Annotated in this window: 8 protein-coding genes; 5 read left to right on the forward strand and 3 right to left on the reverse strand. The window is 63.5% G+C overall.

Annotated elements, in window-relative coordinates; all coding sequences use genetic code 11:
• Positions 1-94: 94 nt before the first annotated feature.
• Positions 95-1,465, reverse strand: coding sequence for an adenylosuccinate lyase (purB, locus tag LJE91_01345; GenBank protein MCG6867402.1), 1,371 nt, complete (start codon positions 1,463-1,465; stop codon positions 95-97).
• Between the two features lie 88 nt (positions 1,466-1,553).
• On the opposite strand from purB, the gene LJE91_01350 reads away from it, so the two are divergent.
• Complete coding sequence (locus LJE91_01350; GenBank protein ID MCG6867403.1) at positions 1,554-2,951, forward strand: class II fumarate hydratase; 1,398 nt, start codon at positions 1,554-1,556, stop codon at positions 2,949-2,951.
• A gap of 19 nt (positions 2,952-2,970) precedes the next feature.
• On the opposite strand, the gene glgP is transcribed toward LJE91_01350, so the two are convergent.
• Positions 2,971-5,529 (reverse strand): alpha-glucan family phosphorylase, encoded by a 2,559-nt coding sequence (gene glgP / locus LJE91_01355; GenBank protein MCG6867404.1) that lies wholly within the window; start codon positions 5,527-5,529, stop codon positions 2,971-2,973.
• Positions 5,530-6,361: 832 nt separating this feature from the next.
• Here glgP and LJE91_01360 point away from each other — a divergent pair.
• From LJE91_01360 to LJE91_01375, 4 genes are all read left to right on the forward strand, one after another.
• On the forward strand, positions 6,362-7,030 hold the full coding sequence (locus LJE91_01360) for a hypothetical protein (protein ID MCG6867405.1): 669 nt from the start codon (positions 6,362-6,364) through the stop codon (positions 7,028-7,030).
• Positions 7,027-9,012 (forward strand): VWA domain-containing protein, encoded by a 1,986-nt coding sequence (locus LJE91_01365; protein MCG6867406.1) that lies wholly within the window; start codon positions 7,027-7,029, stop codon positions 9,010-9,012. Before LJE91_01360 ends, LJE91_01365 begins: the two co-directional genes overlap by 4 nt.
• 115 nt (positions 9,013-9,127) lie before the next feature.
• Positions 9,128-9,850 carry an ATP-binding cassette domain-containing protein gene (locus LJE91_01370; protein MCG6867407.1) on the forward strand — a complete coding sequence of 241 codons (723 nt, stop codon included), beginning with the start codon at positions 9,128-9,130 and terminating at the stop codon, positions 9,848-9,850.
• On the forward strand, positions 9,847-11,091 hold the full coding sequence (locus LJE91_01375; GenBank protein ID MCG6867408.1) for an FtsX-like permease family protein: 1,245 nt from the start codon (positions 9,847-9,849) through the stop codon (positions 11,089-11,091). The genes LJE91_01370 and LJE91_01375 overlap by 4 nt, the downstream gene beginning before the upstream one ends.
• Positions 11,092-11,107: 16 nt before the next feature.
• Here LJE91_01375 and LJE91_01380 read toward each other — a convergent pair whose 3' ends face one another.
• Positions 11,108-15,286: a hypothetical protein gene (locus LJE91_01380; protein ID MCG6867409.1), complete on the reverse strand. Its 4,179-nt coding sequence runs from the start codon at positions 15,284-15,286 to the stop codon at positions 11,108-11,110.
• Positions 15,287-15,457 lie beyond the last annotated feature (171 nt).

The raw sequence follows: 15,457 nt of genomic DNA on the forward strand, positions 1-15,457 counted from the left end.
GGAATCCGCTGCTCGTCGATGAATACGCGGTGACGAACCGAACGAATGGCATTCCGATCACGACGCCAGTTAGCCGTGTGAACGCGGAAGCCCCTCACGGCAATCCCCGTGCCTGCACTGCGGCATTGCCGGTATACGACCAGGGTGTCAGTTCGAGCAGGCGTCGCCTCGCGTCGTCGTCGATGTCCAGGTCCTCCACGAAGCGGCGCATTGCCGCCGCGTCGACCCGCTTGCCGCGGGTGAGTTCCTTCAGCCGTTCATAAGGCCGGGCAATACCAGCGCGTCGCATCACCGTCTGTACCGCCTCCGCCAGAACCTCCCAGTTGGCGTCGAGGTCCGCGTGCAGCCTTGCCCCGTCGACCTCCAGCTTGCCGAGTCCCTTCTGCAGTGCCTGTAATGCAATGACAGAATGCGCGAAGCCGACGCCCAGGTTGCGCAGCACCGTTGAGTCGGTCAGGTCCCGCTGCCAGCGCGAGACGGGCAGCTTGCCCGAAAGGTGTCCGAACAGGGCGTTTGCAATGCCGAGATTGCCTTCGGCGTTCTCGAAATCGATCGGGTTGACCTTGTGTGGCATGGTGGAGGAGCCGACTTCGCCCGCGACCGTGACCTGACGAAAGTACCCCAGGGAGATGTAGGCCCAGAGGTCACGGCAGAAATCGATCAGGATCGTGTTGAACCGCGAAACCGCATCGAACAGTTCGGCCATGTAGTCGTGCGGTTCGATCTGCGTGGTGTAGGGATTCCAGCCCAGTCCGAGGGAGACCACGAAATTCTGCGCCATCGTCGGCCAGTCGACCTCGGGATAGGCCGCGAGGTGGGCGTTGTAGTTACCGACCGCACCGTTGATCTTGCCCAGGACGACAACCCCGGCCACCTCGTCTCGCTGGCGCCCAAGGCGGTAGGCGACATTCGCGATTTCCTTGCCGAGGGTGGTGGGGGAGGCCGGCTGGCCGTGCGTGCGCGAGAGCATGGGCGCGTCCGCATAGGTCCGTGCCATCTCGCACAGCACACCGATCAGCGCGTCCATTTCCGGCAGGATCACCTCGTCTCGGGCGGTCTTCAGGATCAGGGCCCAGGCCAGGTTGTTGATGTCTTCGGAGGTACAGGCGAAGTGCAGGAACTCGCTGACCGATGCGAGTTCAGGATGGCCGGCGACACGCTCCTTGAGGAAATATTCCACCGCCTTGACGTCGTGATTGGTGGTGCGCTCGATGGTCTTGACGCACTCGGCGTCGTGGGTAAAGAAACCCGTGACGATGTCCTCGAGCCGCGAGGCAGCCTCTGGCGATAGCGGCGGCACCTCGGAGACACCCGTGTGCGCGGCGAGCGCCTGCAGCCACCTGACCTCGACCAGGACGCGATGGCGGATCAGGCCGTACTCGCTGAACAGCGGCCGCAAGCTCGTCGTCTTCTCGGCGTATCGGCCGTCGACGGGCGAGATCGCGGTCAGGGCGGAAAGGTCCATATCGTAATCCGGTTCGTAATCCGTTCGGTTCGCGGGGAACGGGTGTGAGTATACTACACGGCCTGTGTACTACGACTGGAGAGAGTCGATGGGCAAGGCGCGTTACCGTGTTGAAAAAGACAGCATGGGGACGGTCGACGTCCCGCTGGGCGCCCTGTGGGGGGCACAGACGCAACGGGCGGTGGACAACTTCCCCGTCAGCGGCTTGCGTATGCCCCGGCAATTCCTGCGTGCCCTGGGTCTGGTCAAGGCGGCCTGTGCGCGCATTAACGGCGAACTGGGTTATCTGGACGGGCCGCTGGCATCGGCCATCGAGCGCTCAGCCAACGCGGTGGCCAGTGGCGAGTACGATGACCAGTTCCCCATCGACGTCTTTCAGACCGGTTCGGGGACCAGCACCAACATGAATGCCAACGAGGTCATCGCACGGCTGGCGTCGGCCTCCCTTGACCGGCCAGTGCACCCCAACGATGACGTCAATCGCGGCCAGAGCTCCAACGACGTGATCCCCACGGCCATTCACGTCGCCGCGAGCCTTGCGATCGAGGAATCCCTGCTGCCTGCGCTGCGTTTACTCGCCGACACCATCGACCGTAAAGCGCACACCGTCCAGGGTATCGTCACCACCGGCCGGACGCATCTGATGGATGCGCTGCCCGTCAGGCTGGACCAGGAACTCGGGGGCTGGTCAGCCCAGGTACGAAACGCCACGGCGCGCATCGAGGGCGCCCTGCCGGGCATGCGGGAACTCGCACTCGGAGGAACGGCGGTCGGCACGGGCCTCAATACCTCGCCGGAGTTCGCCGGTAGGGTGGCCGGGGAGCTGGCACGGGTCAGCGGCATCGACTTCCAGGTGAAGGGAAATTTTTTCGAGGGTCTGAGCAGCCAGGACGCCTCGGTCGCGACCAGCGGTCAATTGCGGACCCTGGCCGTATCGCTGACCAAGATCTCAAACGACCTGCGCTGGATGAATTCGGGACCGCTCGCGGGGCTCGGAGAGATCTCGCTGCACTCCCTGCAACCGGGCAGCAGCATCATGCCGGGCAAGGTTAATCCGGTGATCCCTGAAGCGGTCGCCATGGTCTGCGCGCAGGTGATCGGCAACGATGTCACGGTGACGATCGCCGGCCAGTCGGGTAACTTCCAGCTCAACGTCATGCTGCCGATCATCGCCCATAACCTGCTTCAGAGCATCGAGCTGCTCTCGAACGCGGCGGTGTTGCTCGCGGACAGTGCGATCGAGGGCTTCACGGTCAACGAGGAAAACATTCAGCGTGCGCTGGAGCGCAACCCGATCCTGGTTACCGCCCTGAATCACGTCATCGGCTACGAGGAGGGCGCGAAGATCGCCAAGAAGGCCTATGCCGAAGGCAGGTCCGTACTCGAGGTCGCCCGCGAGATGACCGACCTGCCGGAGGAGACGCTGCGCCGGCTCCTCGACCCGCGGGAGCTGACCGGTCCGCCGCCCGTCGAGGAAACGGAGTAAGCCGCCGCTGCGAGGGCGTCTACAGCCAGATCATGCACCCCATCTCGAAGGTGTGGCCGAGGGCCTCGTGATAGGGATACATGCGCAACCTGACGTGCTGCAGGCCGGACAGGCCGGGGTGGAACGGTGCGCTGAAGGTCACCTCCTTGCCGCTGTCAACTGCATTCGCTTCGAGGAAGAAGCGGGTGTAGAGGGATTCCTTCTCCGGTGTGGTCTCGCAGTGCGTGATCAGACACTCGACGACCACGTCCTCGTGTGACAGGCCGTTCAAGTCCGCGACAACGTTCAGTGAAAGACTGGCGTCGTATCGGATCTCGGCCGGGATCTTCTTGGTCAGCCGCATATGGACCCCGGGCCACGCCGTCCTGACCTTTTGTTTCCAGCGACCGAGGTCCCGCGCCAGTGCGCCGTCGTTCTCGTTCAGCCGCCGGAAATGGTCTCGCGCGGGTCCATAGAAACCGTTTACGTAGTCCATTACCATTCGCTGCGAATTGAACCGGGGAAGCACCGACTTCATCGAGGCCTTCGACGAGCTGACCCATCCGGGCGAGTATCCCTGGTGATCGCGCTCGAAATACAACGGGATAATCTCGTTCTCCAGCAGGTCCAGCAGGTCAACGGCCTCCTCGCGGTCCCGCTGCTCCGCGTCGAACTGCGGTCCGTGGGGTGCGATGGCCCAGCCGTTGGCCCCATCGTAGCCTTCGCCCCACCAGCCATCCAGGACGCTCAGGTTGATGACCCCGTTGATTCCGGCTTTCTGGCCCGATGTGCCGCTGGCCTCCAGCGGATACTCGGGCGTGTTCAACCAGACGTCCACACCGGTGACCAGCTTGCGCGCGATCGCCATGTCGTAACCTTCCAGCAGGACGATCCGACCGATGAAATCGGGCTGCATGGAAAAGTGGTAGATATCGCGGATCAGTTGCTGGCCGGGCTCGTCGTTCGGGTGCGCCTTGCCGGCGAAGATGACGATGACCGGCCGGTCGGGGTTGTTCAGCAGTTGTTTCAGCCGCTCGGGGTCCGAGAACAAGAGCGTCGCGCGCTTGTAGGTCGCGAAGCGCCGCGCAAACCCGAGGATGAGGCTGTCGGACTTGGACTCGCTCAGGAACTGCGTGATGCGGGCGATGTTGGCCGCACTGGTTCCGTTGCGCTTCTGCTGTTCGGTCACGCGGGTGCAGACATACTCCAGCATCTGCGTCTTCAGCTCCTGGCGAAGACTCCAGTAGCGAAGGTCGGGTATTTCCTCCACGCACTGCCAGTAGTCCTCGTGATAGAGCTCGTTGCGCCAGTCACTGAATCGCATGTCGAACAGATTGGTCCATTCCCGCCCCAGGAAGGTCGGTAAATGGACACCGTTGGTGACGTGGGAGATCGGGTTTTCCTCCGGGGGGATCTGTGGCCAGACATAGGACTCCATATTGGCGGCGACGCCGCCGTGGATCTTGCTCACCCCGTTGTGAAAGCGCGATCCGCGCAGGGCGAGTGCGGTCATGTTGAATCCGTGTTCGTCGCCGGGAAAGGCGCCCAGGGCGAGCAGTTGCTCTTCTTCCATACCTCCGCCCCAGCCGCTGTGTCCGAGGTACTTTCGAATGAGATCATGGTGGAAGATGTCGTGGCCCGCCGGTACAGGGGTGTGGGTGGTGAACACGGTCCCCCCGGCAACCAGTTCCAGCGCCGTCTCCGGATCGTGCCCGGCGTCGATCAGCTCACGGGACCGCTCCAGGATCTGGAAGGCCGCATGTCCCTCGTTGATGTGCCAGACGGTCGGTTCGCATCCCAGGGCCCGAAGCGCGCGTACGCCACCGACACCCAGCACGATCTCCTGCTGGATCCTCGTGTTCGAGTCGCCGCCGTAGAGCTGAAACGTGATACTGCGGTCCTGCTCCGAGTTGACGTCGAGATCGCTGTCCAGCAGGTAGAGCGTGACGTGCCCGGCCTTCGCCCTCCACACCTTCAGTTTTACTTGCCGGTCGGCCATCATGACGTTGACGTGAACCTCTGTGCCGTCGTCCGTCGTAGCGGGTACGATAGGCAGGTCCTCGAAACGCGTCGTCACGTAGTGTGCGCACTGGTTCCCGTGGCCATCGATCGTCTGGATGAAGTAGCCTTTTCTGTACAGGAGTCCGACGGCGACGAAGGGCAGCGCGAGGTCGCTGGCCGCCTTGCAGTGGTCGCCGGCGAGGATGCCGAGCCCGCCGGAATAGATGGGAAAGCTCTCGTGAAACCCGAACTCGGCGCAGAAATAGGCTATCAGGTCGTGGCGCGGGTCGAGTATCTGCTCCACGCTACTGCGCATCCCCTCGGCGTGATAGGTATCGTAGGTCGACAACGCCTTGTTGTAGTCGTCCATGAACCCGCGATCCTTGGCGGCCTCCTCGAGCCTCTCCTGCGAGACGCGCCGCAGGAACACCTTGGGATTGTGGCGGCAGAACTCCCATAGCTTTCGGTCGAGTCGGTAGAACAGCCGCCGGACCTGACTGTCCCAGCTGTACAGGAGATCGTTCGCCAGTTCGTCGAGGCGTGCGATGCGCTTGGGAATTACGGGTTGGACTTCCAGGCTGAATCGAGTGCCGGCCATGGTCATTCCTTCAGGTTTGTTGTTGTACGGTAAAAGGATACGGAGTTCCGGGGACCCGCGAGTTCACGCGGAATCGCACGGCGTAAGCGCAAAGCGTAGCGCAAACGCGTTTGGATTGCGTAGGTCAATTTTAGGCGATTGCCGGAAAATGGCATACCGGATTGCGCCGGATTTTCGTTCGTCATCAAGGCGCGACAACAGGCGCATAGTCAAACTATGGAACGGTTGTCGCAACACAGAGGACGGACGAAAAGACAAGCTGGATGGTATGTCATTTGACAGAAATCGCCTTAGCCGGTGGTGGCGCCGATCGTCCCGCCGCGTAATGCAGCTAGACTTTAAGGTATGGCAGGAACCTTGCCGCGTTCTCGCTCAGCGAAGGTGAGAGATCCCCTGTTACCGGTGAATCCGGGGCAACCGGCTCGCCGGAACTGTGACCGGCGTTTGTATTATTAGTATTTAAGAATATACTATTTTATATTCGAGGGTGTCGGAGCCGTTCGCCTGCCCATGGCGAGGAGTATCTACCCGACTCGGGGTGTCATTAGATGTGTCACGAAACGGCGCATCCCGGTTCGAACCTCGCATAGGGTATTTGTAGAATACTAAGGCGATTGCCGGAGAATGGCATACCGGATTGCGCCGGATTTTCGTTCGTCATCGAGGCGCGACAACAGGCGCATAGTCGAACGATGCAACGGTTGTCGCAACACAGAGGACGGACGAAAAGACAAGCAGGGTGGTATGTCTTTTGACAGAAATCGCCTAAGTATCGGGTGGAGCCCGAACTCGGAACGACCGGCAGGCCGGTCGATTGGCAAGGACGCTGAAAATGTTGAGACGCAACTTTCTGAATTCGATTGATTTCAATCCGGGTCGGATTCCGAACGGCACGCGAGGGGCCAACGTGAGATCCAGCCAGAACCTGAGCCGTCATCGCCAGCAGGCCTTGAGCACCTGGCAAATCGCTATCATCGCCATCGTGGCGGTCGTCATTGCGGTGGGCGCTTATATTCTCTTCATGGGGGAGGGCGGTGACATTCCTCTTTTCAGACAACCTGCCACATCGATTTCCGCCCCGGAGAGCGGCGTCCCCGGAGAAGCGGCCCGCAAACTCATTCGCGACGCAAGGGCCGAGGGCGGGGCTCCGGACGTGTCCCGTCTGTTTCCGATCGCAATCGGATTTCAGCGAGAGGGTCGGGTCACGGACGCACACCTGTTGTTGTTCTATCTCGCCCGCGCCGGTCACGGCGAATCCGCGAGACTGCTGGCCGAGATGTACGACCCGCTCTACTACTCCAGCACAGCCAGCATCATGGACGAACCCGACCCGGAACAGGCCTGGAAGTGGTATTCGCAGGCCGCGCGCGGTGGTGACACGATCGCCACCGAACGACTCGCTGCACTGCGCGATTGGGTGGAGGATGCGGCGGCACAGGGGAATGAGCAGGCAGAGAAATTGTTGTTTCAGTGGAATACAGAATCCGGAGTAGCGAAATGAACGTTCGGGAAATGGCGAGACGGATACTGTTCGGGCTGCTGGGCGCGAGCCTGATCCTGACAGGAACCGCAAGCGGTACGGTGAGCAGCGCGACCAAACCCCTGCTGATGGAAGGTAAAAAGTCCCTGTATCAGCGCGTGCTGGCGGAACCGAGCGCACGCCTTTACAGCCGGCCCGGCGGTACTGCCCAGTTCACCCAGCCGGTGACCCCGTTCACCATTTTCTATGTCTATGATCGCGTGAACGCCGATGGCACGGACTGGCTTCGTGTGGGCGTCGACAAGCATGCCGGGGCCCAGGGCTGGGTTCGTGCGGACGCTGTCATCGAATGGAAGCAGAGTCTCACCGTCACGTTCAAGGACCCGCTGGGCCAGGACCGGGTGCTGCTGTTTCGGGACCGCAGTTCGCTCAAGAGCCTGATCTCTTCGCGTGATCTCTTCGGTTACAGCCTGCTCTACGAAAAGGCGGCCAAGGGTGAGATTTCCAGCGAGTCACCGGTGATCTCGATTCAGCCCAAGGCCTACGTGGACATCCAGGAGGATTTCTACCTGGTGCCGATCACCCAGTACGAGGACGTCTTCATTGGCAACGAGCAGGGCAGGATGCTGAAGATCGCCTCACTGCCCGCACCGGAAGGCCAGGTATCTGCCGGTGGAATCTCGACCGATGCCGGGGTCGGCGAATATAAGGCTGGCATGGTCTTCGTCGTGGACTCGACCGTATCCATGGGTCCGTACATCGATCGTACCCGCCAGGCCGTCAGCAAGATATTCCGGAGCATCGAGGCACAGGGACTGAACGAGAAAGTCAGCTTCGGACTGGTGGCGTACCGCGACAACGTCGACGTAGCGCCGGGGCTGGAATACCTGACGCGTATCTACGCAACCCTGGACGAGGGCACCGATCCGCAGCGCTTCTTCGAGCGGGTCAATCTGGTCCAGCCAGCGCGCATCTCCAGCCAGGGATTTATCGAGGACGCCTACGCGGGGGTCAAGCGGGCCATCGAGGGGATCGACTGGACGGGGTACGAGGCCCGCTATGTCGTGCTGATCACCGACGCGGGCGCGCGGCCAGGACATGACCCGCTCGGCAGCACCGGTATGAACGCCGAGGCCCTGCAGCAGCTTGCGCAGGACAAGGGCATCTCGATCTGGGTGCTCCACCTCGAGACACCGGCGGGCCGGGCCAATCACGAGTCGGCGGCCGAGCAGTACGAGAAGTTGTCCTTCTATCCCGGGATCGGCGATCTTTACTATCCCGTCGGGACGGGCTCGGTGAAGGACTTCGGTACGGCGCTTGATAGCTTTGCCGCGAAGATTACCAATCAGGTGGCGGACGCGACGCGCGGCAAGGCCCCGGTCGTTGCGCGGCCCGGCGGCGGTGACCCCCTGGACGAATTTCAGCGCAAGGTGGACACCCTGGGTTATGCCCTGCGGATGCGGTACCTTCAGAAAACGGAGGGCGGCAAGGCGCCCGAGGTCTTCGATGCCTGGCTGGTCGACCGCGACATCGCGGACCCGTCCCGGCAGTCGGTCGAGGTGCGCGTCCTGTTGACCCGAGACCAGCTCAGTGATCTCCAGGCGGTACTGAAGAAGGTCCTGGTGGCCGCGGAGGAGGGCGTGTTCTCACCGAGCGATTTCCTGGAGGAACTGCAGAGCATCGCCGCCACGGTGAGCCGTGATCCGACCGCCACGGCCGCGAGCACCCGGGTCGCGGGTTCCGCATCCAAGAACCTGGCGGACCTAGGCTACATGCGGGAATACATCGAAGACCTGCCCTACCGCGGCGAGGTGATGGACGTCTCCCTGGAGGACTGGGAAAACTGGCCCGCCAAGAAGCAGCTCAAGTTCATCCATCGCCTGGAGTCCAAGGTCAACTACTACCAGGCGATCCACGACAACACCGATCTGTGGATTTCACTGGACGACGGCCCCGTCACGGGTGACTCGGTCTACCCGGTCGCGCTGAAGATGCTTCCCTAAACGGAGTGAGTTGACACACGAAAGGAGCGGTGCACAATCAAACAACGGTACACAGTCACTGAAAATACGGGTCCGCTAGTCGGACCCGCATTTTTTCCACCCCTCGGTGAGAACAATGGCCTACCGCTTGCGTGATGTTCTGAAGGTCCGCGCGGCGGAAGGCGCCGAGTTTCGACTGGCTGTTCCTCAACTGGACATCGAGCGGGGAGACAAGATCGCGCTCGTCGGCCCCAGCGGCTGCGGCAAGAGCACCTTGCTGGACATGCTTGCCCTGGTGTTGAGCCCGAGCAGGGCCACCATCTTCGATCTCTTCGCGGAGGATGCGAAACCACCGCAGGACATCGCCCTGTACTGGCGCAAGCGGCGCAGGGACGTCCTCAGCACCATCCGCAAGCACTACATCGGCTACGTACTCCAGACCGGGGGACTGCTTCCGTTCATCTCCGTGCGGGACAACATCCGGTTGTCACTGCGCCTTGCGCCCAGGGCCGGTTGGGATACCATGGATTTCGTGGTCGGGGAGCTCGGTATTTCACGTCATCTTGACAAGCTTCCCGGGGCGCTCTCCGTCGGCGAACGGCAGCGGGTCGCGATCGCACGGGCCCTGGTCCACCGGCCATCGATCGTCATTGCCGACGAGCCGACGGCCTCGCTGGATCCCTGCAATGCCTCCAGGACCATGCGACTCTTTGTCCGTCTGACCGAGGAGCTGAACTTGACGCTGGTCATCGCAAGTCACGACGCAGACGTGGTGCGGGAACTCGGCCTGCGTGAACTGGAGCACAGTTTTCGCACGACCGATAACGAGAACGTGGTGATATCGGAGTTCAAGGGTTGAAGGCAGGCTTGCGCAAAGGCCGCGAACTCCCTACCGTGCTCTGGCTGGCCGTGCGTGACTATCTGCATGAATGGCAGATGTCGGTGTGTTTCATCCTGGCGCTCGCCGCGATCCTAGCGCCGATGATGGTTCTGTTCGGGCTGAAATTCGGCGTCGTGACCAGTATGGTCGATCGCCTCGTGCAGGACCCGAGGAACCGGGAGGTCCGTCCGGTCGGGAGCGGTCACTACGGTCCCGATTGGTTCGCGGAGATGCGCGCGCGCGGGGACGTCGCGTTCGTGGCGCCGAAGACCCGAAGCCTCGCCGCCACCATCAATCTCTACAAACCCGACGATGTCGGGCCCTCGAAGATCGTCAACGCCGAACTGATCCCGTCGGGTCCCGGGGACCCGATGCTGCACCCGGATGCGCCGAAACCGCAAAAGATCGACGAGGTCATCGTCTCGGACTCGGTCGCGCGAAAATTGGACGCGACGCGGGGGGACATCGTCGACGGGAGCGTGACCCGCGTCTTCCGGGGCGCGCGCGAGCGTGTACACCTTCCCCTACAGGTCATCGGGGTCGCAGCCCCTGGCGCCTTCCCCAGAGACGGGGCGTTCGCCTCCGTGGCGCTGCTTGAAGCGGTGGAGGACTACCGTGACGGTCGCGCAGTGACTGAAACGGGCTGGCCGGGGGAGGAACCCTACGGGGGCGAGCGATGGTATCCGGGTTTTCGCCTGTTTGCGCGCTCCATCTACGACGTCGCGGGACTTGCGGACACGCTCCAGGAAGGGACGGGCATCGAGGTACGGACGCGCAACGCGGACATCGAGATCGTTCAGTCGCTCGACCGCAACCTGAGCATCGTCTTCTGGGTGGTCGCGCTCGTCGCGCTGGTTGGTTTTTCCCTGTCCCTGGGCGCCAGCCTGTGGGCCAACGTCGACCGCAAGCGCCGTGAACTCAGCGTACTGCGTCTGATCGGCGTTCGTACCGGGGGTATCATCTGGTTCCCGGTCATGCAGGCGCTGCTCACCGGGATCTTCGGCTGGTTGCTGGCCGGTCTGATCTACCTAAGCGTCGAATCCGCCCTGAATCACATGTTCTCGGGTAACATGGCGATCGGCGAATCCATCTGCCAGCTGCTTCCCGAACACTACCTCGGAGCCCTGTACCTGACCCTGGCGTCCTGCGTGGTGGCATCGATGCTGGGCGGCTTCAAGGTCTCGAAGATCGAGCCCTCCGAGGGGATGCGCGAGTACTGATTGGCGCGTTCGGCCCTCACGCCGGCTCCCCGTCCCCCGCCCCCGGCGGGGCCGGGTTCGCCCGAGCGGCGTTCTCCGGCCGCCGCGCCGGGTGTTTCCCGCCCGGCAGCCTGAAGCGGATCCGTCGCCAAAGCCCCCCGGTCGAAAACGCCTCCCACCCCCATCGTAGCCAGCGCAGCAACGCGAACGCCAGCCACAGCGCCCAGGCCAGCATGAGCAGGCGATAGACGAGTAGCGGCACGGAAACGACTCCCGCCCTGGGCAGCGTCTCACCGATACGGTCCTGGTACCAGTTCATCCGGGCTGCCGAGGAACCGTTGCCGGCAACCTGCATGTCCGGCGCACCGAGCAGTCCTTTCTGGATGGCCAGGAGAAGGACCGAAAGGGCGGCGATCGTGAGTGCGACCAAACCGATCTGAACGAGATTGAAGCGCCATCGCGCCAGGTCCGTCGGCAGTCGCTTTCTGCCGCCCAGGGCGAACAGCCAGCCGGCCAGTAGGAGGATCCCCCACGGGATCGACGGTAGAAGGCCCGCTCCGAGAAGCAACCAGTCGCGGGTCCGGAGCGGGACCCAGCCCCGGACCCGTCCCAGCGCCACGGCCAGCAGAACGACGACGAGCAACGCACCCCAGAACAGCACGGCGGGGCCCGCACGCGGTCCGCTCGTAAACAGCACCCACCGGTCCTGGGGAAACCGCACACGCACGGTGCTGTTGACACTGGCCACCCCGAGCGAGACGTCGGGCGATTCGAATCGGCTGCCGATACCACCACGCTGGTTCCAGGTCAGCAGGAATGTCCGTAGGCCCGGCGTGATCGGCAGCACAACGGTTTCGCCGTCCTGCCGGATCGGCTGAGACCTGCCGTCGATGGTCACCGACTCCAGGCGGGCACCCTGCGGGAGCCGCAGCGCGTGCTGGCCACCCTGGCTGCTGCGTAGCGCCAGGGTCAGCGTGACGCCGGTCTCCCGTTTACCCGGTGAGGCCTCCAGCTCACTGCTGTCCACGGTCAGCGTGGCACCCTGTACCGCCACGGGCCGCGTCATCGTCAGCCGCACCGATTCCCCGGGCCATGGATGCCATTGCGGCAGCCAGCGGCGTTGCGGGTCCTCGTTGTGAACGGCGGGAACGCCGTCGATACCGGCGTGCCAGGTCGGGCCGATATCGGCGCGCCAGATCTCCACCCATGCCGGGTCGTCGGAGGCGGTGAGAATGATTTCGGGGGTTTGCGCGAGGGTCGAGCGCCAGGTGAAATGCGTCTGTCCCGGTTTCATGCTGACCAGCGCCTCGCCATCGGTGACACTGACGCCTTCGGTCAGGACCGACTCCCCCTCGACGAGCGGGATTCGCAGAAAGATCGATGCATCGGGCGGGGACACTCGCACAACCCGGGTCTCGATGCCCCAGTCGATTCCGAGTTGCAGGGTCCGCTCGATGCGTACAAAAGCCGGCAGCTCGGTGGGCTCGATCCGCTCACCCGGATCCTCTTTCGCGCCGACTCCCATGCGAACGAGCCGGAGCTGATCGCCGGGTACGCCGTTCTCGCTCAGACCCTCCACACGCCAGCCGTCCGCATCGACCACCACCCGGTGAGGCTTGAGTTCCAGGGGCAGGTCCAACTGGCCTGACGCGGGTACTGGTCCCGATATCAGGATCGTGTGACGGCCCGGTTCGAGCATGACCCAAAGGCCACCGCCGGGTTTGCGCAACAGATTTGCGGCCGTTTCACTGGCCATCACGCTATCCGGCAACCATGTTGCGGGGTCCAGCGGGAGCGGAACGGCGGTTTGGGTCAGGGCGTCGACGTCCAGGCGCAGTACGACACGCGCCGACTCGACCGAGACATGCATTCGGGCGGCATCGGCGCAGTCCGGCAGGCAGTCCGGCGATTCGCTCAGCCGCTGCCTGAGGGTGTTCAACAGGTCGGCGTCCGGGTAATCGGCACGCGCCGCCGGGCTCAGCGACGCGGCTACGACGATCGCCAGCATTGCGGACACGGCCGTCGCGCGGTGTGTTCCTTCAGCGCGGGCAAGCGGCGGCTGGGCACCGTGCCTCATCAGAACCCAGGCGAGCGCCAGGAGCAGGACCATTCGAAACAGGTTCAGCACGAGGTTCGCCGAAGGCGGGACCAGGACCAGTCGGATCTCCTGATCCGGGCCAACCGGACCGTTCCAGCTCATGCCGACACTGTTCCACCGCCAGTTAGGCAGGCCGGGGCCGGTCTGGATGGTCGCGACCGGATCGACTTCGTCCGCGGCGCGGCTCGAGTACGCCCCGTACGCTTCCTTATCGTAACGGGGCGAGACGGTCTCACGCTCGAGGAGCGCACTGGCGGCTTCTTCCCGTATCCGTCCGGGAATGGCACTGGTGACCGCGGGAGCGGCACCGGCCTTGCCCCGTTGCGTTGGGACGCCGGCCGCCCCGTCCTCCTGTCCCACGGTTCGCCATGCCTGTTCGAGTTGCGGAAACAGGGCGACCCTGGCCTCCTGCATGAGAAACGGTATTGCGATCACGGCGAGGGAGAGCAGGGCGAGAATCCGATAAAGAACGGCCGCCCTTCTGACCCGGCCTTCCGGGAGTACGCTGAGCAGGGCGCTGGCAGCGATGATATTGAGCCAGACGTATCGCGGCGCGCCCGGCTCATGCCAGATCAGCGTCAGCGTGATCAGGGCCAGCAGCCCCCACGGCTTGCCCCACAGGCGCGAAACCGCGATGGTCGCGATCAGCACCAGGAACAGATCGAGCAGCGTCCAGCGATGTACCCAGGTGTCGGGCACGTTGTCTGCCCCGGAAGCGGTGAGGAGCTTCCACCCGGGCGGCAGGTTGAGCGTCGCCGCGACACCTCGGAATCCCGTGTTCCATCCGGTGGCGGGCAGGACCGAGCGCGAGGCGTCATAGCGGCTGTCCGCCACCAGGTCGAGGTTGCCGTGACGGACCTCGACCCCCCTGTCCGGATCCCCGGGCAGGGTGGTGATCAACTGTGGCTGTTCATCGATCGACACCCGGCCGAGCTCGATATCGGGATCGACGGACAGCCGCCAGCCGCGCGTCATGCTGCCGGTGATGTGGTCCTGTATCGTATAGCCTTGGCCGTCGAAATCGAGCCATAACTGACGCCTCAGACGCAGGGCGTCCGGATCGGGATCTGGATCTCCGCGACGCAGCACGTTGAGGGTGAAGGTCTCCCCCGGCTCGAGGCGAAAGGCGGGCAACTGACGCCAGTCCGCCGGCAGTCCCGTCTGTCGTGGATCGATCTGCCGAACCCCTTCGATCTCGACCAGACGCAAGGCATTGCGCGCCTCGAACACCCAGGTCTCCTCGTTCGGCCAGGGAGCGGGGTAAGGGGCGGGGGACAGCGCGGTGATGTCCCCGTGATGTCGCCCCGCCACGTCGATCTCCCAGCGGCCCGGGTGGACCTGTACCCTGAGGGTACCGTCCCGCTCGATCCGGGCGGGCAGGGGACTGCGCACCGCCTGGGGAATGAAATCCTTCAACAACGCGCCGGGCAGCGAGACCTCGCGCGCCCTTCCGGAGACATCGAGCGAGATCCTCGTCGTGACCCGCATCGGGTGGTCGTCGGTGATCCGCCGGTAAACCTGGACCGTCAGGTCGTCCGACTCCGAGGTCGCCTGCGCATCCACCTTGCGGTCTCGAAGCCAGAGCCTGCCGTCAGGGCCGATGTTCGGCAAAGCGACCACGGCGTCTCCGACCTCCAGGCTGACGAGGGCAACGGCCGGGGGGACGTGAAGTGCCTCCGGTATTCGTTCCCAGGCGAACCGGCCAGTCAGGCGATGTTCCCCCGGAATCAGCCTGACCACCGGGCGCCCGGACTGTTGTGTCACCATGGCAGGCTTCCCGTCCAGTTCGACCCCTTCGGGCCAGTGCTTTTCGTCGCCGGGTAGTCGGTAGGAGGCCTCCCGGTACACCGTCACCGCCTGCGCAAACGTCCCTCCGCTGTCTCCGAGCTGCAATGCAAGCCGGGATTGCCACGCACAGCTCCGTTGCCCGGAACGGTAGTCGACGGGACACTCGAGGTTGTCTACGTCGAACAACGCCCAGTCGATCCACGGACGCAGGTCCTCGGGCACCTGATCCGGGGGCATCGGGCCGGCGGTCCCTGTCCGGGTGAGGAAGAGGCAAGCCAGCAGCATGCCGACGATGAATCGCGCTACGGGTAGTCCAGGCAGGATCGTCATCACAGGTCGCAGGTCGATGGCCGGTTATTTAGGCGATTGCCGGAAAATGACATACCGGATTGCGCCGGATTTTCGTTCGTTATCAAGGCGCGACAACAGGCGCATCGTCGAACGATGTCACTGTTGTCGCAACACAGAGGACGGACGAAAAGACAAGCAGGATGGTATGTC

Source organism: Gammaproteobacteria bacterium (assembly GCA_022340215.1).
GTDB lineage: Bacteria > Pseudomonadota > Gammaproteobacteria > JAJDOJ01 > JAJDOJ01 > JAJDOJ01.